The sequence below is a fragment of the Stenotrophomonas sp. STEN023 genome (genome assembly GCF_056760135.1).
On record NZ_JBRREF010000049.1, the window covers coordinates 19,799 to 37,409 of the forward strand.

At 63.3% G+C, this 17,611-nt stretch carries 14 protein-coding genes and 8 tRNA genes; 19 read left to right on the plus strand and 3 right to left on the minus strand.

What is annotated here, in order from left to right:
* Positions 1 to 37 precede the first annotated feature (37 nt).
* Complete coding sequence (phoB, locus tag ACVOLV_RS14160) at positions 38 to 727, minus strand: phosphate regulon transcriptional regulator PhoB (protein ID WP_282269705.1); 690 nt, start codon at positions 725 to 727, stop codon at positions 38 to 40.
* A 112-nt stretch (positions 728 to 839) separates the two neighbouring features.
* Positions 840 to 2,495 (minus strand): M48 family metalloprotease, encoded by a 1,656-nt coding sequence (locus ACVOLV_RS14165; protein WP_481554955.1) that lies wholly within the window; start codon positions 2,493 to 2,495, stop codon positions 840 to 842.
* A gap of 129 nt (positions 2,496 to 2,624) precedes the next feature.
* Between ACVOLV_RS14165 and grxC the strand changes: the two genes are divergently transcribed.
* From grxC to ACVOLV_RS14190, 5 genes are all read left to right on the plus strand, one after another.
* On the plus strand, positions 2,625 to 2,936 hold the full coding sequence (gene grxC, locus ACVOLV_RS14170; RefSeq protein ID WP_405051653.1) for a glutaredoxin 3: 312 nt from the start codon (positions 2,625 to 2,627) through the stop codon (positions 2,934 to 2,936).
* Positions 2,933 to 3,325 carry a carboxymuconolactone decarboxylase family protein gene (locus ACVOLV_RS14175; protein ID WP_303749086.1) on the plus strand — a complete coding sequence of 131 codons (393 nt, stop codon included), beginning with the start codon at positions 2,933 to 2,935 and terminating at the stop codon, positions 3,323 to 3,325. The genes grxC and ACVOLV_RS14175 overlap by 4 nt, the downstream gene beginning before the upstream one ends.
* Positions 3,326 to 3,456: 131 nt before the next feature.
* Positions 3,457 to 4,461, plus strand: coding sequence for an isocitrate dehydrogenase (locus tag ACVOLV_RS14180; protein ID WP_481554956.1), 1,005 nt, complete (start codon positions 3,457 to 3,459; stop codon positions 4,459 to 4,461).
* A gap of 177 nt (positions 4,462 to 4,638) precedes the next feature.
* On the plus strand, positions 4,639 to 5,382 hold the full coding sequence (locus ACVOLV_RS14185) for a cysteine hydrolase family protein (protein ID WP_481554957.1): 744 nt from the start codon (positions 4,639 to 4,641) through the stop codon (positions 5,380 to 5,382).
* A 53-nt stretch (positions 5,383 to 5,435) separates the two neighbouring features.
* Complete coding sequence (locus tag ACVOLV_RS14190) at positions 5,436 to 6,344, plus strand: LysR family transcriptional regulator (RefSeq protein WP_481554958.1); 909 nt, start codon at positions 5,436 to 5,438, stop codon at positions 6,342 to 6,344.
* Positions 6,345 to 6,625: 281 nt separating this feature from the next.
* Here ACVOLV_RS14190 and ACVOLV_RS14195 read toward each other — a convergent pair whose 3' ends face one another.
* Complete coding sequence (locus tag ACVOLV_RS14195; protein ID WP_303749088.1) at positions 6,626 to 7,387, minus strand: Bax inhibitor-1/YccA family protein; 762 nt, start codon at positions 7,385 to 7,387, stop codon at positions 6,626 to 6,628.
* A gap of 140 nt (positions 7,388 to 7,527) precedes the next feature.
* Between ACVOLV_RS14195 and ACVOLV_RS14200 the strand changes: the two genes are divergently transcribed.
* The 14 genes from ACVOLV_RS14200 (at position 7,528) to ACVOLV_RS14265 (ending at position 17,376) form a co-directional block, all read left to right on the plus strand.
* A tRNA-Pro gene (locus tag ACVOLV_RS14200) sits at positions 7,528 to 7,604 on the plus strand.
* Positions 7,605 to 7,648: 44 nt separating this feature from the next.
* Positions 7,649 to 7,725, plus strand: a tRNA-Arg gene (locus ACVOLV_RS14205).
* Positions 7,726 to 7,759: 34 nt separating this feature from the next.
* Positions 7,760 to 7,836 (plus strand) — tRNA-His (locus ACVOLV_RS14210).
* A gap of 77 nt (positions 7,837 to 7,913) precedes the next feature.
* Positions 7,914 to 7,989, plus strand: a tRNA-Lys gene (locus ACVOLV_RS14215).
* Positions 7,990 to 8,101: 112 nt separating this feature from the next.
* Positions 8,102 to 8,177: transfer RNA gene (locus tag ACVOLV_RS14220), tRNA-Lys, on the plus strand.
* A 159-nt stretch (positions 8,178 to 8,336) separates the two neighbouring features.
* Positions 8,337 to 8,421: transfer RNA gene (locus ACVOLV_RS14225), tRNA-Leu, on the plus strand.
* Between the two features lie 187 nt (positions 8,422 to 8,608).
* Complete coding sequence (gene tig, locus ACVOLV_RS14230) at positions 8,609 to 9,904, plus strand: trigger factor (protein ID WP_481554959.1); 1,296 nt, start codon at positions 8,609 to 8,611, stop codon at positions 9,902 to 9,904.
* Positions 9,905 to 9,970: 66 nt separating this feature from the next.
* Entirely contained in the window at positions 9,971 to 10,597 is a 627-nt protein-coding gene (gene clpP / locus ACVOLV_RS14235) for an ATP-dependent Clp endopeptidase proteolytic subunit ClpP (RefSeq protein WP_057629317.1), read from the plus strand.
* A gap of 127 nt (positions 10,598 to 10,724) precedes the next feature.
* Positions 10,725 to 12,014 (plus strand): ATP-dependent Clp protease ATP-binding subunit ClpX, encoded by a 1,290-nt coding sequence (gene clpX / locus ACVOLV_RS14240; RefSeq protein WP_481554960.1) that lies wholly within the window; start codon positions 10,725 to 10,727, stop codon positions 12,012 to 12,014.
* Between the two features lie 137 nt (positions 12,015 to 12,151).
* Positions 12,152 to 14,611: an endopeptidase La gene (lon, locus tag ACVOLV_RS14245; RefSeq protein ID WP_481554961.1), complete on the plus strand. Its 2,460-nt coding sequence runs from the start codon at positions 12,152 to 12,154 to the stop codon at positions 14,609 to 14,611.
* A gap of 208 nt (positions 14,612 to 14,819) precedes the next feature.
* A complete protein-coding gene (locus tag ACVOLV_RS14250; RefSeq protein ID WP_481513476.1) occupies positions 14,820 to 15,092 on the plus strand; it encodes an HU family DNA-binding protein in 273 nt (90 codons plus the stop codon).
* Between the two features lie 12 nt (positions 15,093 to 15,104).
* Positions 15,105 to 15,179, plus strand: a tRNA-Val gene (locus ACVOLV_RS14255).
* Positions 15,180 to 15,210: 31 nt separating this feature from the next.
* Positions 15,211 to 15,287: transfer RNA gene (locus tag ACVOLV_RS14260), tRNA-Asp, on the plus strand.
* 127 nt (positions 15,288 to 15,414) lie between these two features.
* Positions 15,415 to 17,376, plus strand: a complete 1,962-nt coding sequence (locus ACVOLV_RS14265; protein ID WP_481554962.1) for a peptidyl-prolyl cis-trans isomerase — start codon at positions 15,415 to 15,417, stop codon at positions 17,374 to 17,376.
* Positions 17,377 to 17,611: the final 235 nt, after the last annotated feature.

Consider the following 17,611-nt stretch of genomic DNA (forward strand, 5'->3'; position numbering starts at 1 on the left):
GTTATGGCATTGCCTGCGGCCATGCGGCCGCAGTGATTCAGGTGGCTGCGGAGAAGCGGTAGCCGGCGCCGCGCACGGTCTGCACCATGTTCTCGGCGCCGAATGGTTCCAGCGTCTTGCGCAGGCGGCGGATGTGCACGTCGATGGTGCGTTCCTCGACATAGACGCTGCCACCCCAGACATGATCCAGCAACTGCGAGCGGGTATAGACGCGCTCCGGGTGGGTCATGAAGAAGTGCAGCAGGCGGTATTCGGTGGGGCCGATAGGCACTGGCACGTCGCCGGCAAACACGCGGTGCGCAGCGCCATCGATGCGGATGTTGCCAACGCCGACGCTGCCGTCCTCGTCATCGTCGCGGGTGCGGCGCATCACCGCACGGATGCGCGCCAGCAGTTCGCGCGCCGAGAACGGCTTGACCACATAGTCGTCTACGCCTGCTTCCAGGCCGCCGACGCGGTCATTCTCTTCACCGCGAGCGGTGAGCATGATGATCGGCACGTCGCGGGTGAGGACTTCCTTGCGCCAGCGGCGAGCCAGTTCCAGGCCGCTGGTGCCGGGCAACATCCAATCCAGCAGGATCATGTCCGGTACCCGGTCGGCAATGGCGGTCTGCGCTTCGAGTGCGTCGCCGGCATGGACCGGGTCGTACTCACCCTTGCGCAGGGCGAAGGCGACCATGTCACGGATCGCGGGTTCGTCATCGACAATCAGGATACGTTTCTGCACGTGGCGCCTACCGGAATGCCCATCAATAAGGGATGTGCTCAGTAGACTACGGTTTGATGACGGGTTTGTGACATGGACGGGCGCTAAACCCGGCAATTTGTCGGTAGCAGGTTCACTTTCGTGACATTTCCGGGTCGTGGACGCCGAGCCGGCGCATTTCCAGCACGGTTGGCATGATGGATTCGATACGCGCATCCACCCGTGAGCGGCTTACGTAATCCAGCCCGGGCTGCTTGAGCAGGGCCTGGAACTGGATCAAGGCCTGCTCGGGCCGGCCATTCAAATAGGCGGCTTCGGCATAGGCCTCACTGGCGCGGGTGCTGTCGCCGGCCAGTTCGCTGGCACGGGCAAAGGTGGCCTGGAACACTGGGTCGTCGCTGGAACGGGCCAGCAGCGGTCGCAGCATGGCCTGTGCGCGCTGGCCGGCAGCGACGCCGCCCTGTTCATTGAGGATGCGTGCATAGGTCAATGCGACGGGCCGACTCTGCGGCAGGCGCTTGAGCAGGGTGTCGAAGCGCTTGTTGGCGTCTTCGTGGCGACCGCTGCGCGATTCGGCCTCGCCCAGGGCCAGGTTCACCCACAGGTTGCCCGGGTACTCCTGCAACAGCTGCTGCAGTTCGGGCAAGGCCTGGGTAACGCCACTGGCCCCGCCATCACGCAGGCGGGCGATGGCCACACCGTAGCGCTGCGGGTCGGTCAGGCCGTCTTTCTGGCTGCGTTTGAGACCTTCATACTCGCGCACCAGTTCTGATGGGGTTGTCGCGCTGAGCACGCGCAGGCGCTCGCGGGCCCAATCAAACTGGCCAGTCGGGCCGCGTGGCAGGCTGCTGCCGGGCAGTGACAGTTGCAGGCCGGCCGGCAACAGCGGATTACCGCCGCTCAGCGGGCTGCTGCTGGTGTCCGGTGCGGATGGGTCCACGCGCTCCTGCAGCACCCCGGTCGGGGTCTGCGTGGTCAGCAGCACCGTGTCCTTCTTCATCTGCTCGGCGCGGGCCTTGGCCTCGCTGATGCGGGTGATGTTGACCGGGTGGGTGCGCAGGAAGTCCGGCGTCGAGTAGCCGCCCTCGTTGCCACGCATCGCCGCCGACATGCGCTCGAAGAAGCCGGCCATCGCGTCCACGTCATAGCCGCTGCGGGCCAGGGTACGGATGCCCAGGCGGTCGGCCTCGGATTCGTTGGAGCGGGTGAAGTTGATCTGGCGCTGCTGCATCAGCCCCATGCCGGAGGTGATCGCGGCCATGGTGGCGTCGCCTGAGGAATTGCCGCCGGCCTGCTGGGCGGCGATCACCGCTGCCAGCATGCCAAGCAGAATAGGGATCTGGTCGCGCTGTGCACGCTCCACCCCGCGCAGCACGTGCTGCTGGGTGACGTGCGAGATTTCGTGCGACAGCACCGCCGCCACCTCGTCCTCGCGCTCGGCGGTCAGGACCAGGCCGGCGTTCATGCCGATGTAGCCGCCCAATGTGGCAAACGCATTGATCTGGCGGTCCTTCATCATGAAGAACGTGTATTTCTGCTGCGGTTGCGCGCTGTTGGAGCCGAGCCGGGTGCCCATGGTGCTGAGCCAGTCGTCGACCAGCGGGTCGTCCAGCAGGTAGCCGTAGTTGCGCAGCTCGCGCAGCATCATGCCGCCGTACTCCGCCTGCCGCGCCGGGGTCAGCAGCTCGCCGGCCGACGAGCCGATGTCGGGCAGCTTGCTGTCGTCGGCACGGGACAGCGGGGTGGCCAGGGCCAGGGTAATGGCGGTGGCAAGCAGCAGGTTGCGCAAGCGGTGACTCCGGGTAGTGGCAGGGCGGAGGATGACGGGGAAGCGGGGCGTCGGTGTGAAGCGCAGGTTAACCCGCTGTGTTCTGCCGGTGGCATCGAAAAACCGCGCGGCCGGTACCATATACAGACAATGTTTCCACTCAGGAGTTTCGTTGTGACAACTTCAACCAGCGCCGGTGCACCGGAGATCACCATCTACTCCACCGCCGTGTGCCCGTATTGCGTAGCAGCCAAGAATTTCCTGAAGAGCAAGAATCAGTCCTGGACCGAGGTCCGGATCGACCTGGATTCGGCCGAGCGCGAGAAGATGATGGCGCTGACCAAGCGCACCAGCGTGCCGCAGATCTTCGTCGGCGACGTTCATGTGGGCGGCTACGACGACATGATGGCGCTGCACCGCGCCGGCAAGCTGGAGCCGTTGCTGGCCGGGCAGGGCGCATGAGCGCCGGGACCGAGAAGGACCGCCTGGCCGAATTCACCGAATTCCGCCAGCGCATGAACCAGCGCATCCTGGCCGAGCCGAACCAGGTGGTGCGGCGCTTCTTCGCGCTCGACACCCAGACCTACCAGGCCGGCGCGCTGGACGTGAAGACCAAGGAGCTGCTGGGTCTGGTCGCCTCGATGGTGCTGCGCTGCGATGACTGCATCAGCTACCACGTGGCCCAGTGCAAGGAGGCCGGGGTCAGCCGCGAGGAGTTCTTCGAGACCTTCTCGGTCGGCCTGGTGGTGGGTGGCTCGATCGTCATCCCGCACCTGCGGCGGGCGGTGGATTTCCTCGACCAGCTCGAGAACGGCGCTGCCGAGGCCCCGGCCGGGCACGAGCACAGCTGAACCCCAGACCATGGTCCAGTTGGGGCTGGCGCGGCTGATCAGGCATAATTGACAGTTGAAACCTTTTCAATCGCGCCGGGTTCCGGGCAGCCGGATGGCGCATTCCTCCTCCCTGTTCGGAATACCTAGAAATGACGCAGACAATCACCGTCATCCGTGGCGATGGCATCGGCCCGGAAATCATGGACGCCACCCTGTTCGTGCTGGACAAGCTGGGCGCTGGCCTGAGCTATGAGTTCGCCGACGCTGGCCTGGCCGCGCTGGAAAAGCACGGTGAGCTGATCCCGGCTTCCACCCTGGAATCGATCAAGAAGAACAAGGTCGCCCTGAAGAGCCCGCTGACCACGCCGGTCGGTGGCGGTTTCAGCTCGATCAACGTTGCCCTGCGTCGCCAGTTCGACCTGTACGCCAACGTGCGCCCGGCCATCTCGTTCCCGAACACCAAGTCGCGCTACGAGAACATCAACATGATCACGGTGCGTGAGAACACCGAAGGCGCCTACCTGGCCGAAGGCCAGGAAGTGTCGGCCGACGGCGAGACCGCGTTCTCCGGCACCCGCATCACCCGCAAGGGCTCCGAGCGCATCGTGCGTTACGCCTTCGAGCTGGCCAAGAGCACCGGCCGCAAGAAGGTCACCGCCGTGCACAAGGCCAACATCATCAAGTCGACCTCGGGCCTGTTCCTGGACGTGGCGCGCGAAGTCGCCGCCAAGTACCCGGAAATCGAGTTCCAGGAAATGATCGTCGACAACGCCTGCATGCAGCTGGTGATGCGTCCGGAGCAGTTCGACATCATCGTCACCACCAACCTGTTCGGCGACATCATCTCCGACCTGTGTGCTGGTCTGGTCGGCGGCCTGGGCCTGGCGCCGGGTGCCAACATCGGCGTTGACGCGGCCATCTTCGAAGCCGTGCACGGCACCGCACCGGACATCGCCGGTCAGGGCAAGGCCAACCCGGTCGCGCTGCTGCTGGGCGCTGCACAGATGCTGGACCACGTCGGCCAGCCGGAAAACGCCGAGCGCCTGCGCAAGGCCATCGTCGCCACGATGGAAGCCAAGGATTCGCTGACCGGCGACCTCGGCGGCAGCGGCACCACCATGGGCTTTGCCCAGGCGATTGCCAGCCGTCTGTAAGCGACCGGCCAACACGCCAGTCCACAGCGGGGCGCCTTCGGGCGCCCCGTTGCGTTTGTGGTGGCGGACTGGCGATCTGTGTGAAATACGCACAGATGATGTGCGCCTCCATGGCTGGTTGGTGCGTCATATGCACGGCATTCTGCGCCCACTTTCCCACTACGCAGGAGTTCCGCCATGAACCTCACCGTCTTCGGACTGGCCAGCCTGATCGGCATGGTTGCCACCACCTCGTCCCCGGCCGCCAGCCCGGCCCACCCGACCATCCGTCATATGGCTGGCGCAGCGGCCGTCACTTCGCTGGAGGCGGCCAAGACCGCCGTGCTGGTAATCGATTTCCAGAACGAGTACTTCGATGCCAGCGCCGCACCGGGCTTTGCCGGTGGTCGCATGGTCATTCCCGATGGTGTTGCCGCCCTGCAGCAGACGCGACGGATTATCGATTTTGCCGATGCCAACGGTATCCGCGTCATTCATGTGCAGCATGTCTTGCCGGCCGGTGCGCCGTTGTTCGCGCAGGGCAGCACCAATGCTGCTTTCCATCGCGACATGCAGCCGCGCGCTGGTGAGGCCGTGATCCAGAAGGACAATGTAAGCGTGTTCGCTGGTGCCTCGGCGGCGGTGCTCGACAAGGTGCTCAAGGACGCCGGCATCGACACCCTGATCATCGCCGGCCTGCAGACCCATGCCTGCGTTGCCGGTGCAGCGCGTGATGCTGCCGCTGCGCCGCGCGGTTACCGGGTGATCGTGTCATCCGATGCCAGTGCCAGCCGTGACCTCGACCTTGCCGGCGGCAAGCGCATTGGGCATCAGGCCTTGCATGCCGCGTCGCTGGCGCAGATTGAAGACACGTTCGGCGATGTCCTGGCGACCGGTGCAATCCTGGCCTTGCCGGTGCGCAAGTCAGGCGACGGTGCTTGATAAGCTGGGCGGGCCCGCACCTGGCGGGCTCGCCTCCCTGGGGTTGCCTGCCGATGGATCACTTCGCCTGCCTGCGCGCGCTGCGCGCCATAGTCGAAGCTGGTAGTTTCACCGCGGCCGCCGAGCGCCTGGATACCACCCATTCGGCCATGTCGCGGCAACTGCGCCAATTGGAGGAGCACCTGCAGGTTCGCCTGCTTGACCGTAACAGCCGGCGCCTCTCACTGACCGAGGCCGGTCGTGATTACTACAGTGATGCGGTGGCACTGCTGGAGCGGTTGGAGCAGGCGGGTGATCGCGTCCGCGCGGGGCAGGCAACGCCCAGTGGATGTCTGCGGATCAGTGTCCCGCAGGTGGTCGCGAGCCAGGAGCTGCCGCATTGGTTACCTGGCTTCCTGGCCCGCTATCCGCAGGTGTCGATGGATCTTTCCGCTGACGACAACCTGGTTGATGTGGTCGGCGCAGGCTTCGATCTGGCGCTGCGCATCGCGCCGAGCTTGCCGGACAGTCAGCTGGTTGCGCGGGAGCTGGCGCGTTGCCCACGCATCCTGGTGGCCGCACCGTCCTACCTGGCAGCGAGAGGCTTGCCCCGGCAGGTGGCTGACCTGGGCGATCACACGCTATTGGCCTTCAGTCCGGCCGGGGCTGCGACACCGTGGCGGTTGCAGGGGCCACGCGGGGCCAGTGTCAGTGTCGAGGTTGGTCAGCGGCTACGCGTGCAGGCCACCCCGGCGCTGCATGCGGCCACCTTGGCCGGCATGGGGATCAGTCTGTTCACTGCATTGACCGTGCGCGAAGACCTGCGCAGTGGTCGCCTGATCCGGGTGTTGCCGACATGGAATGCTGGGCAGCGCAGCTACTTCGCGCTCTATCCGCATGCGCGTGCTCTCGCGCCGAAGGTGCGCGCGCTGGTGGATCATCTGGCGGCACACTACGCAGGGCAGGCCGGGGCGGTCGGCTAGCGGTGCTTGTTACCCGTCCCTCACGCAGCGCAGAAGGACTGTAGTGGGGGGGGGGGGGCGGGCCCGGGGGGGTTTTGTTTGGGGTGTTCGACGCAGAGACGGGGCAACCCCAAAAACCCCACGCGCCCCCAGCCGCCCGCCCCCCCCCCTCCCATCGGGGCTTTGAGTCCCTCCCGGGCGGGGGGGGGGTTTTTTTCCAATCCACCCGCCCCCCTCGCGGGCCCCACCACAAACCAGCGACGGGCGCCAAAGGCGCCCTTCGCAAACAGCCTGCAGCAAACTCAGTTACGCGACTGCAGCTTCGACAGCAGGCGCAGGAACTCGATGTACAGCCACACCAGGGTGACCATCAGCCCGAACGCGCCGTACCACTCCATGTACTTCGGTGCACCGGCTTCAACGCCGCTTTCGATGAAATCGAAATCCAGCACCAGATTCAACGCTGCAATCACCACCACGAACAGGCTGAAACCGATGCCGATCAGGCCGGACTCATGGATGAAGGGGATGTTGATGTTGAACAGGCCCAGCACGATGGTTGCCAGGTACACCAGGGCGATGCCGCCGGTGGCGGCGACCACACCCAGCTTGAAGTTCTCGGTGGCCTTGATCAGGCCGCTGCGGTAGGCGAACAGCAGTGCGAACAGAGTGCCGAAGGTGAGGATCACCGCCTGGAACACAATGCCGTTGAAGCGCGCTTCGTAGATGGCCGAAATCGAACCCAGGAACAGGCCTTCCGCCAATGCATACAGCGGGGCGCTGACCGGTGCCCAGGTCTTCTTGAAGATGGTCACCAGTGACAGGATGAAGCCGACGATCAGGCCGCCCCACATGTAGAGCTTGGCCGCAGGCAGCAGCTCACCGCTGTCGCTGATGGTGCCGTTCCAGGCAAACGCTGCGGTCAGTGCGGCCAGCAGCAACAGGATGCCGGTCTTGTTGACGGTGCCGTTGATGCTCATCGCATCGGCGCCGCGTGACACCACGCTGCCGCTGCCAAGGTCGAGGAAGGTGGATTCGGAAAGGGCAGGGTTGCCGCTGCGCATGCAATGCTCCGTTGCTATGAAGTGGGCGGGAATCGAACACCAGCATACCCAATTCAAACAAAGTGAAATTTACCGTTGACAGACAGGCGCGTTCTTCCCACAATAGCCGACCTTTCCGGGGCATCGGAAGGATTCACCGCCGGGGTATAGCGCAGTCTGGTAGCGCGCCTGCTTTGGGAGCAGGATGTCGGGGGTTCGAATCCCTCTACCCCGACCATCCAACGCACCAAGCGCGTGTTGGAGTGCGACAATCCGGTCAGAGCGCCCGTAGCTCAACTGGATAGAGCACCGGCCTTCTAAGCCGGCGGTTACAGGTTCGATTCCTGTCGGGCGCACCATCGGGTGCAAGCGGTAGGTAGCAAGGTTTCAGTGGTGGCTGTAGCTCAGTTGGTTAGAGTACCGGATTGTGATTCCGGTGGTCGGGGGTTCGAATCCCCTCAGCCACCCCACTGTTTCAAAGCATCGGAGTAACATCCGGGCTTGCAATAAAGGTCAGGTTGCGGCATCATTCGCCTCCTGATTTTCAGGGCTGTTAGCTCAGTTGGTAGAGCAGTTGACTCTTAATCAATAGGTCCAAGGTTCGAATCCTTGACAGCCCACCAAATCAAGAAAGCCGTTGGAGCGATCCAGCGGCTTTCTCTTTTTATGTAAGCCCAGTGTTTTGGGCGGGTGCGGAAAACACTCTTGTAGTGTAAGATTCACCTCGAAGTTTCAGGGCTGTTAGCTCAGTTGGTAGAGCAGTTGACTCTTAATCAATAGGTCCAAGGTTCGAATCCTTGACAGCCCACCAAATTCGAAAGCCGCTGGAGAAATCTGGCGGCTTTTTTCTTAGCCAGGGTGGTAGTTCGCCCGGTCATTGTTCAGGTGCTGATGGTTGGGCCGGCGCGCAGGCGCGCCTGGCTTCCGCTTTGTCGGCGCTCCTGCAACAATGCTGCGCTGAGTCAGTATTGCGAAAGTGGCGGAATTGGTAGACGCCCTGGATTTAGGTTCCAGTGCCGCAAGGCGTGGGGGTTCGAGTCCCCCCTTTCGCACCAGTCAGTGGTGGTCTTTGCCCACTCTGGGGCCTTTCAGACAACCTGCAGACAACCTGTATGGGTCTGCCCGCTGGCGGCCACGGGCGATATCGGCCAAACTAAAGGGCTGCGGTGCATAACCGCGCCCTACAACCGTTTCATCCATCACATCGAACCGGGGCGGTTGCCGCCGGTGGCAGGAGTCAACATGCAAGCTTCGATCGAATCCACCGGCAATCTGGAACGCCGCCTGAGCTTCTCGCTGCCGGAAGAGCGTCTGCAGGGGCATATCAGCGGCCGTCTTGGCGAAATCGCGCGCACCGCGCGCATCAAGGGTTTCCGCCCGGGCAAGGTGCCGGCCAAGGTGATCGAGCAGCGTTTTGGCCCGCAGGTGCGCGCCGAGGCGCTGGACGGCCTGCTGCGCGAGACCTTTGACGCCGCCCTGCGCCAGCACGAGCTGCGTATTGCCGGTAACCCGCGTATCGACAAGGCCGGCGAAGGCGAGTTCGACTTCGTTGCCACCGTTGAGCTGATCCCGGACTTCGGCGACGTCGACGTCACCAAGCTGACCGTCGTGCGCCACACCGCCGACATCAGCGATGCCGACATCGACCAGATGATCGAGAACCTGCGCGCCCAGCGCCGCACCTGGAAGCCGGTTGCACGCGGCGCCCAGGAAGGCGATCTGGTTGGCCTGGAAACCTGGTCGCAGGCTGGCGACGAGCGTCTGCCGGCTGAGGGTGTCGAGAAGGGCACCATCATCATCGGCCAGGGCATGATGTTCGAGCAGATCGAAAAGGGCCTGGTCGGCCTGGCCAAGGGTGAAGAAAAGACCCTGGACGTCGAGTTCCCGGCTGACTGGCGCGTGCCGGCACTGGCCGGCAAGACCGTGCAGGTCACCGTCAAGGCCGTCGAAGTGTCCGAGCAGGACATGCCGGAAGTCGACACCGCCTTCATCAAGAGCTTTGGTGTGAAGAATGGCGACGTGGAGCAGTTCCGCGCCGACATCCGCTCCAACCTGGAGCGCGAGCTCAAGGGCGCGCTGATGAACCGTCTGCGTCGCGAAGTGGGTGAGCAGCTGATTGCCGCCTATTCCTCGGTCGAGCTGCCGCCGCGTCTGGTCGAGGGTGAAGCCCGCTCGATGCTGGCCCAGCAGATTGATGCCATCCGTCGCCAGGGCGGCAACCCGGGCGAAGTGCCGGCCGATGCCCATGAAGGCTTCAAGGACGCCGCTTCCAAGCGCGTGCTGGTCGGCCTGCTGGTCGGTGAAGTGGCCCGCAAGAACGAGCTGCGCCTGGACCCGAAGCGCCTGAACGAAACCATGCGCCTGATCGCTTCGACCTACGAAGAGCCGGAGCAGGTCATTGAGATGTACCGCAATGATCCCCAGCTTATGTCGGGTCTGCAGAACCGTGTGATGGAAGAGCAGGTGATCGACTGGATCGCCGAGCGCGCCCAGCACACCGAGCAGGCATTGACGTTCCAGGAAGCCATCCGCCAGTAAGCTGGCGGTGTTTCATCCCCGCGCCACGGCGCGGGGAGTTCCCTCCCAAAATAGGTGCCTCACGTAATGGACAACCGAACCAAAGCTCTGAACATGGTTCCGATGGTGGTCGAACAGACCAGCCGCGGCGAGCGCGCCTACGATATCTATTCGCGCCTGCTCAAAGAGCGCCTGATTTTCCTGGTCGGTCCGATCGACGACCATATGGCGAACGTTGTGGTGGCGCAGCTGCTGTTCCTTGAGTCGGAAAACCCCGAGAAGGAAATCAGCATCTACATCAACTCGCCGGGCGGCGTGGTCACTGCTGGCATGGCGATCTACGACACCATGCAGTACATCAAGCCGGACGTGAGCACCACCTGCATCGGCCAGGCCGCCTCGATGGGCGCGCTGCTGCTGGCTGCCGGTGCGCCGGGCAAGCGCTTCGCGCTGCCGAATTCGCGCGTGATGATTCACCAGCCGCTGGGCGGCTACCAGGGCCAGGCCACGGACATCGATATCCATGCCCGTGAAATCCTGACCCTGCGTTCGCGCCTGAACGAGGTGCTGGCCAAGCACACCGGCCAGGACCTGGAGACCATCGCCCGCGACACCGAGCGTGACAACTTCAAGAGCGCGGCCGAAGCTGCGGCCTACGGTCTGGTGGACCAGGTGCTGGAACGCCGTCCGGAAGAGAGCATCCAGGCCTCCTGATGCGTTGAATGGCCAGAAAATCGGCCTAATTTGCAGGGTCGGAACCGGACTGGTGTCCCTCCGGCCCTGTGCTATTCTCGAAATTGAACCCCCTGTTCAGAGGGGGAAGCAACTGGGTAAGCGAAGCATGAGCGAAGACCGGCAAGGTCGTACCGGGGACAGCAGTGGCAAGATTCTGTACTGCTCGTTCTGCGGCAAGAGTCAGCACGAAGTCCGTAAGCTGATCGCAGGCCCGAGCGTGTTCATCTGTGATGAATGCGTGGAGCTGTGCAACGACATCATCCGTGAGGAACTTGAGGAAAAGGCGCAGTCGGCGCGCAGTTCGCTGCCCAAGCCGCGCGAGATCCTCGAGGTGCTCGACCAGTACGTGATTGGCCAGAACCGCGCCAAGCGCACGCTGGCGGTTGCGGTGTACAACCACTACAAGCGCATCGAGAGCCGTTCCAAGAGCGACGACGTCGAGCTGTCCAAGTCCAACATCCTGCTGGTCGGCCCGACCGGTTCGGGCAAGACGTTGCTGGCCGAAACGCTGGCGCGCCTGCTCAACGTGCCGTTCACCATGGCTGACGCGACCACCCTGACCGAAGCCGGTTACGTGGGCGAGGATGTGGAAAACATCATCCAGAAGCTGCTGCAGAAGTGCGACTACGACGTCGAGAAGGCGCAGCAGGGCATCGTCTACATCGATGAAATCGACAAGATCTCGCGCAAGAGCGAGAACCCGTCGATCACCCGCGATGTGTCCGGCGAAGGCGTACAGCAGGCCCTGCTGAAGCTGATCGAAGGCACCGTGGCCAGCGTTCCGCCGCAGGGCGGCCGCAAGCACCCGCAGCAGGAATTCCTGCAGGTCGACACCAAGAACATCCTGTTCATCTGCGGCGGCGCGTTCGCCGGCCTGGACAAGGTGATCCAGGCCCGTTCCACCGACACCAGCAGCATTGGTTTCGGTGCCAAGGTGAAGAGCGCCGAGCGCAAGCAGGAAATCGGCAAGGTGCTGGCGGAGGTCGAGCCGGAAGATCTGATCAAGTTCGGCCTGATCCCGGAGTTCGTCGGCCGCCTGCCGGTGGTTGCGACCCTGGAAGAGCTGGACGAGCCGGCCCTGATCCAGATCCTGACCGAGCCCAAGAACGCCATCACCAAGCAGTTCAAGAAGCTGTTCGAGATGGAGAACGTGGAGCTGGAGTTCCGCCCCGATGCGCTGTCGGCTATCGCCAAGAAGGCGCTCAAGCGCAAGACCGGCGCCCGTGGCCTGCGCACCATCGTCGAGTCGGTGCTGCTGGACACCATGTACGAGCTGCCTTCGCAGGAAAACGTCAGCAAGGTTGTGGTGGACGAGTCGGTCATCGAGAACAAATCCGAGCCCTACATCGTCTACCAGACGCCGCCGGAACCGGTCAAAACCGCCTCTGGCGAGTGAACCCGGGCGGGCTGAGGTGAATAGGCGGTTGCGCCGCTCACGTTCAGCTTTCGACAGCTCTTGCAACACCTCGCCGATGGCCCCATAACGGGGCCATCGGCTTTTTTATTTAGCCTCCACCGAATCTCGGAGCCCCCATGGCCCAGTCCCAACTCGAAGTCCTCGACCTGCCGGTCCTGCCGCTGCGCGACGTGGTGGTGTTCCCGCACATGGTCATCCCCCTGTTCGTGGGCCGCGACAAGTCCATGCAGGCGCTGGAGCGCGCGATGGAGGCCGACAAGCGCATCCTGCTGCTCGCACAGAAGTCGGCTGAAACCGACGACCCGGCGGCTGCCGACCTGTATACGGTCGGTACCCTGGCGCAGGTGTTGCAACTGCTGAAGCTGCCCGACGGCACCATCAAGGTGCTGGTCGAAGGCCTGTCGCGCGTGGCCGTGGACAAGGTCCATGAGCAGGACGGCTCGCTGCAGGGCCACGGCGTGGAAATCGAATCGGACGACTCGCGCGAGCCGCGTGAGATCGAGGCGATTGCCCGTTCGCTGATGTCGCTGTTCGAGCAATACGTCAAAACCAACCGCAAGCTGCCGCCGGAGCTGTTGCAGACCCTGGCCGGCATCGAAGAGCCGACGCGTCTGGCCGATACCATTGCCGCGCACATCGGCGTGCGCCTGGCCGACAAGCAGAAGCTGCTGGAGACCCTGCAGGTCGGCGACCGTCTGGAAATGCTGGTCGGTCTGGTCGACGGCGAAATCGATGTGCAGCAGCTGGAAAAGCGCATCCGCGGCCGCGTCAAATCGCAGATGGAAAAGAGCCAGCGCGAGTACTACCTCAACGAGCAGATGAAGGCCATCCAGAAAGAACTGGGTGACCTGGATGAAGCGCCGGGTGAGATGGAAGAGCTGGCGCGCAAGATCGCCGAAGCCGGCATGCCCAAGCCGGTCGAGACCAAGGCCAAGAACGAGCTCAACAAGCTCAAGCAGATGTCGCCGATGTCGGCCGAAGCCGCGGTGGTGCGTAATTATCTGGAATGGCTGCTGGGCGTGCCGTGGAAGAAGCGCACCAAGGTCCGCAAGGATCTGAAGGTCGCACAGGACACGCTGGACGCCGACCATTACGGGCTGGACAAGGTCAAGGATCGCATCCTTGAATACCTTGCCGTGCAGGCGCGGGTGAAGCAGATGAAGGGCCCGATCCTGTGCCTGGTTGGTCCGCCGGGCGTGGGCAAGACCTCGCTGGGTCAGTCCATCGCCAAGGCCACCAACCGCAAGTTCGTGCGCATGAGCCTGGGCGGCGTGCGTGACGAAGCCGAGATCCGTGGCCATCGCCGCACCTATGTCGGTTCGATGCCGGGCCGCATCGTGCAGAACCTCAACAAGGTTGGCAGCAAGAACCCGCTGTTCGTGCTGGATGAAATCGACAAGATGTCGATGGATTTCCGCGGCGATCCGTCCTCGGCGCTGCTTGAAGTGCTGGACCCGGAACAGAACAACGCCTTCAACGATCACTACCTCGAGGTCGATCTGGACCTGAGCGAAGTGATGTTCGTGGCGACCTCCAACTCGCTGAACATTCCGGGCCCGTTGCTGGACCGTATGGAAGTTATCCGCATCCCGGGTTACACCGAGGATGAGAAGCTCAACATCGCCATGCGCTACCTGCTGAGCAAGCAGCTCAAGGCCAATGGCCTGAAGCCTGAAGAGCTGGCGATCGAGGAAGATGCCATCCGCGGCATCGTGCGTTATTACACGCGCGAATCCGGCGTGCGTAACCTCGAGCGCGAAATCGCCAAGATCTGCCGCAAGGTGGTGAAGGAAATCGCCCTGGCCGGGCCGCAGCCGGTGAAGAAGGCTGCAGCCAAGAAGTCGGCCAAGAAGCCGAAGGCGCTGGTGGTGGTGGACGCGAAGAACCTGGACAAGTACCTGGGCGTGCAGCGTTTCGACTTCGGCCGTGCCGAGGAAGAGAATGAGATCGGCCTGGTCACCGGCCTGGCCTGGACCGAAGTCGGCGGCGAGCTGCTGCAGGTCGAGTCGACGCTGATCCCGGGCAAGGGTGCAGTGACTCTGACTGGCCAGCTCGGCAACGTGATGAAGGAATCGGCGACGGCGGCCTTGTCGGTGGTGCGCGCGCGCGCCGAGGCCCTCGGCATCGACGTGGATTTCCTGCAGAAGCACGACGTCCACCTGCACGTACCCGATGGCGCCACGCCGAAGGACGGCCCCAGCGCGGGTATCGCGATGGTGACGTCGCTGGTGTCGACGCTGACCAAGGTGCCGGTCAAGGCCGAAGTCGCGATGACTGGCGAGATCACCCTGCGTGGTCGCGTCACTGCCATTGGCGGCTTGAAGGAGAAGTTGCTGGCGGCGCTGCGCGGCGGGATCCGCACCGTGGTCATCCCCGAGGAGAATCGCAAGGATCTGGTGGATATCCCGGCCAATGTCACCCGTGATCTGACCATTGTGCCGGTGAAGTGGATCGACGAAGTGCTGGATATCGCGCTGGCAACCCCGCTGGCGCCGAAGAAAACAGGTAAAAGTGCGCAGCGTGTCGCAGTTCGCGGCAAGACGAAGGCAGCTCCCACGGCCCGCGTCAAGCACTGAAGTGTGAACGTAAAACCCCTCAAAACCCGCGTCATTAAAGGCTTTTCAGCTTGCGCGGGTAGGGGGGCGCTGGTATAAAAGTGCCACTCACGCAGCATCAGCTTGTTGCTGGCGTGTTTGCAGGTTCTTCGGCGGTCGTGGGTCTTGGGGACGCACGGCTGCCACTCAAAATAATTCCGCGGATTACCCGCAAAGGGAGTTTTACAGAATGAACAAGACCGAATTGATTGATGGCGTTGCCGGTGCTGCTGACCTGACCAAGGCTGAAGCTGGCCGTGCGGTTGATGCCGTCATCGCCGAGATCACCAAGGCCCTGAAGAAGGGTGAGGCCGTGACTCTGGTGGGCTTCGGTACGTTCCAGGTTCGTGAGCGCGCTGCGCGCACCGGCCGTAACCCGAAGACCGGCGAAGAGATCAAAATCGCTGCTGCAAAAAATCCTGCCTTCAAGGCTGGTAAAGCTCTGAAAGACGCTGTAAACTAAGCGGCTCAGCTGGGGTGCTTAGCTCAGCGGTAGAGCGTCTCCCTTACACGGAGAGGGTCGGGGGTTCGAAACCCTCAGCACCCACCAAGTTAAGCATTGCAGTACAGTTTGAAAGTGTGGAGCGGTAGTTCAGTTGGTTAGAATGCTGGCCTGTCACGCCGGAGGTCGCGGGTTCGAGTCCCGTCCGCTCCGCCAGTTGTCTCAAAGCCCTCGGCGCAAGCCGGGGGCTTTTTTTTGGCCCGCGATTGACAGTGCCCGAGTTGGGCGCAGGGCAGGAAGCGGGTTAAACTGCCCGGCTCGCCACTCAGGCCTCGATTTGCCCATGCTGCAGAAACTTCGCGACAAGACCTCAGGCTGGATCGTTACGGTGATCATGGGCCTGTTGATGATCCCGTTCCTGTTTGTGATCGACAACAGCTACCTCGGTGGTGTCGGCGCACAGAACGTTGCCAAGGTGTCCGCCCCGCCGTCATGGTGGACGTCGGCACCGTCGTGGTGGCCGATGTCGTTCCTGTGGAAGCACCACGAAGTCAGCGTCGAGGACTTCCGCGGCCGCTTCGAACAGGCACGCATGCAGGCGCGCGAACAGCAGGGCGACAACTTCGACCCGCGCGAATTCGAGACCACCGAGAACAAGCGCCTCGTGCTTGATCAGCTGATCGACGAACAGGTCGTTCGCCTGGCTGCCGAAGATGCGCATATCGTCATCGGCGACAAGGCCGTTCGTGATTACATCGCGGCGATCCCTGGCTTCCAGAAGGACGGCAAGTTCGATGCTGACCAGTACCGTCTGGCGCTGGCGCAGAGCATGCCGCCGCGTACACCGGCGATGTTCGAGCAACTGGTGCGTACCAGCCTGCAGCAGTCGATCATTCCTTCCGCGCTGGCCGAATCGGGTTTCACCACCAAGGGTGAGAGCGAGCGTCTGTTGAAGCTGCTCGGTGAAACCCGTGACGTCGAGTTCGCGTTGCTGCCGGCTGTTGCCGCTGACACCGCCGCAGTCACCGATGCCGAGATCGACCAGTGGTACAAGGCGCACCCGAAGGATTTCCGCCAGCCGGAAAGCGTCACCATTGAATACGTTGAGCTGAACGCTGCCAGCATGCCGGCAGCGACGGCGGCTGACGAAGCTGCCCTGCGTCAGCGCTATGAAGACGAGAAGGCGCGTTTTGTCAGTGCCGACCAGCGTCTGGCTTCGCACATCCTGATTGCCAAGGGCAGCGATGAGAAGGCAGCCGAGGCCAAGGCGGCCAAGCTCGCCGCCGAAGCCAAGCAGCCGGGTGCCGACTTCGCTGCGTTGGCCAAGGCCAACTCGGAAGATCCGGGCTCCAAGGATGCCGGTGGCGACCTGGGCTGGGTTGAGAAGGGCGTGATGGTCAAGCCGTTCGAAGACGCGCTGTTCGCCATGAAGGCTGGTGACGTGGTTGGCCCGGTCAAGACCGAGTTCGGCTACCACGTGCTGAAGCTGCGCGAGATCAAGGGTGGCGAAGGCCGTCCGTTCGAAGAGGTGCGTGACCAGCTGGCTGCCGAGCAGCTGCAGGCCGATACCGAGAAGGCGTTCAATGAGCTGAGCAGTCGCCTGGTCGATCTGGTGTACAAGAACCCGACCGAACTGGGCGGCGCAGCCAAGGAAGTTGGCCTGCCGGTGCAGAGCCTGGGCCCGTTCAACCGTGGCAACGCCAGCGGCATCGCTGCCAATCCGGCAGTGTTGAAGGCCGTGTTCTCCGACGCACTGAAGGAAGATGGCACGGTCAGCGACCCGATCGAACTGGCGCCGAACCACACTGTCATGGTGCGTGTCACCGCGCACACCCCGGAGCAGGCGATTCCGCTTGCGCAGGCGCGTGAGCAGGTGATCGCTGCAGTGCGTTTGCACCGTGCCGAAGAGGCCTCGAAGAAGGCTGCTGACGCGTTGCTGGCCAAGTTGAACGGCGGCCAGACCCTGCAGGCGTTGGCTGGCCCCGAGCAGCTGCAGTTGCTGCCAATGCCGGGCCTGCCGCGCACCGCGCCGATGCCGACCGCTGAAGCCAACCGCGCTGCGTTCACCGCTGCGGCTCCGGTCGGCGACAAGCCCAGCTATGGCAAGGTCGAGATGGAGCCGGGCCGCTATGCGGTGTTCGCGGTCACCAAGGTGACCCCGGGCAACCCGGCCGAAGTGCCGGAAGCGCAGCAGGCCATGCTCAAGGATCAGCTGAGCCAGATCGACGGCGCCGCCGCAGCCAAGGCTTATGTCGACGGCATGCGCAAGCGCTACAAGGTGCAGGTGCAGGAATCCCAGCTCTGAGCATCTGAGCAGCACCCAAGAAACAGCCCGGCCAAAAGCCGGGCTTTTTCTTGGGTAGTGCCGAGCCTTGCTGGGCTGGGGCGTCACCGGTGTTCGTCCTGTTTGTGGGTGGGGGGTCAGCCGCGAAGCTGAGGGTGCATCGGATCGCAAAGGTGCTGGTGATCTCCTTGCTACTGGCTTCGCGGCTCACGCCGCTCCTACATGCAGAGGATTGTCTTGTAGGAGCGGCGTGAGC

Coding starts and splice junctions, on each gene's coding strand:
- grxC (WP_405051653.1), top strand. CDS start 2,625: ATGTTTCCACTCAGGAGTTTCGTTGTGACAACTTCAACCAGCGCCGGT.
- ACVOLV_RS14175 (WP_303749086.1), top strand. CDS start 2,933: ATGAGCGCCGGGACCGAGAAGGACCGCCTGGCCGAATTCACCGAATTC.
- ACVOLV_RS14180 (WP_481554956.1), top strand. CDS start 3,457: ATGACGCAGACAATCACCGTCATCCGTGGCGATGGCATCGGCCCGGAA.
- ACVOLV_RS14185 (WP_481554957.1), top strand. CDS start 4,639: ATGAACCTCACCGTCTTCGGACTGGCCAGCCTGATCGGCATGGTTGCC.
- ACVOLV_RS14190 (WP_481554958.1), top strand. CDS start 5,436: ATGGATCACTTCGCCTGCCTGCGCGCGCTGCGCGCCATAGTCGAAGCT.
- ACVOLV_RS14195 (WP_303749088.1), bottom strand. CDS start 7,387: ATGCGCAGCGGCAACCCTGCCCTTTCCGAATCCACCTTCCTCGACCTT.
- tig (WP_481554959.1), top strand. CDS start 8,609: ATGCAAGCTTCGATCGAATCCACCGGCAATCTGGAACGCCGCCTGAGC.
- clpP (WP_057629317.1), top strand. CDS start 9,971: ATGGACAACCGAACCAAAGCTCTGAACATGGTTCCGATGGTGGTCGAA.
- clpX (WP_481554960.1), top strand. CDS start 10,725: ATGAGCGAAGACCGGCAAGGTCGTACCGGGGACAGCAGTGGCAAGATT.
- lon (WP_481554961.1), top strand. CDS start 12,152: ATGGCCCAGTCCCAACTCGAAGTCCTCGACCTGCCGGTCCTGCCGCTG.
- ACVOLV_RS14250 (WP_481513476.1), top strand. CDS start 14,820: ATGAACAAGACCGAATTGATTGATGGCGTTGCCGGTGCTGCTGACCTG.
- ACVOLV_RS14265 (WP_481554962.1), top strand. CDS start 15,415: ATGCTGCAGAAACTTCGCGACAAGACCTCAGGCTGGATCGTTACGGTG.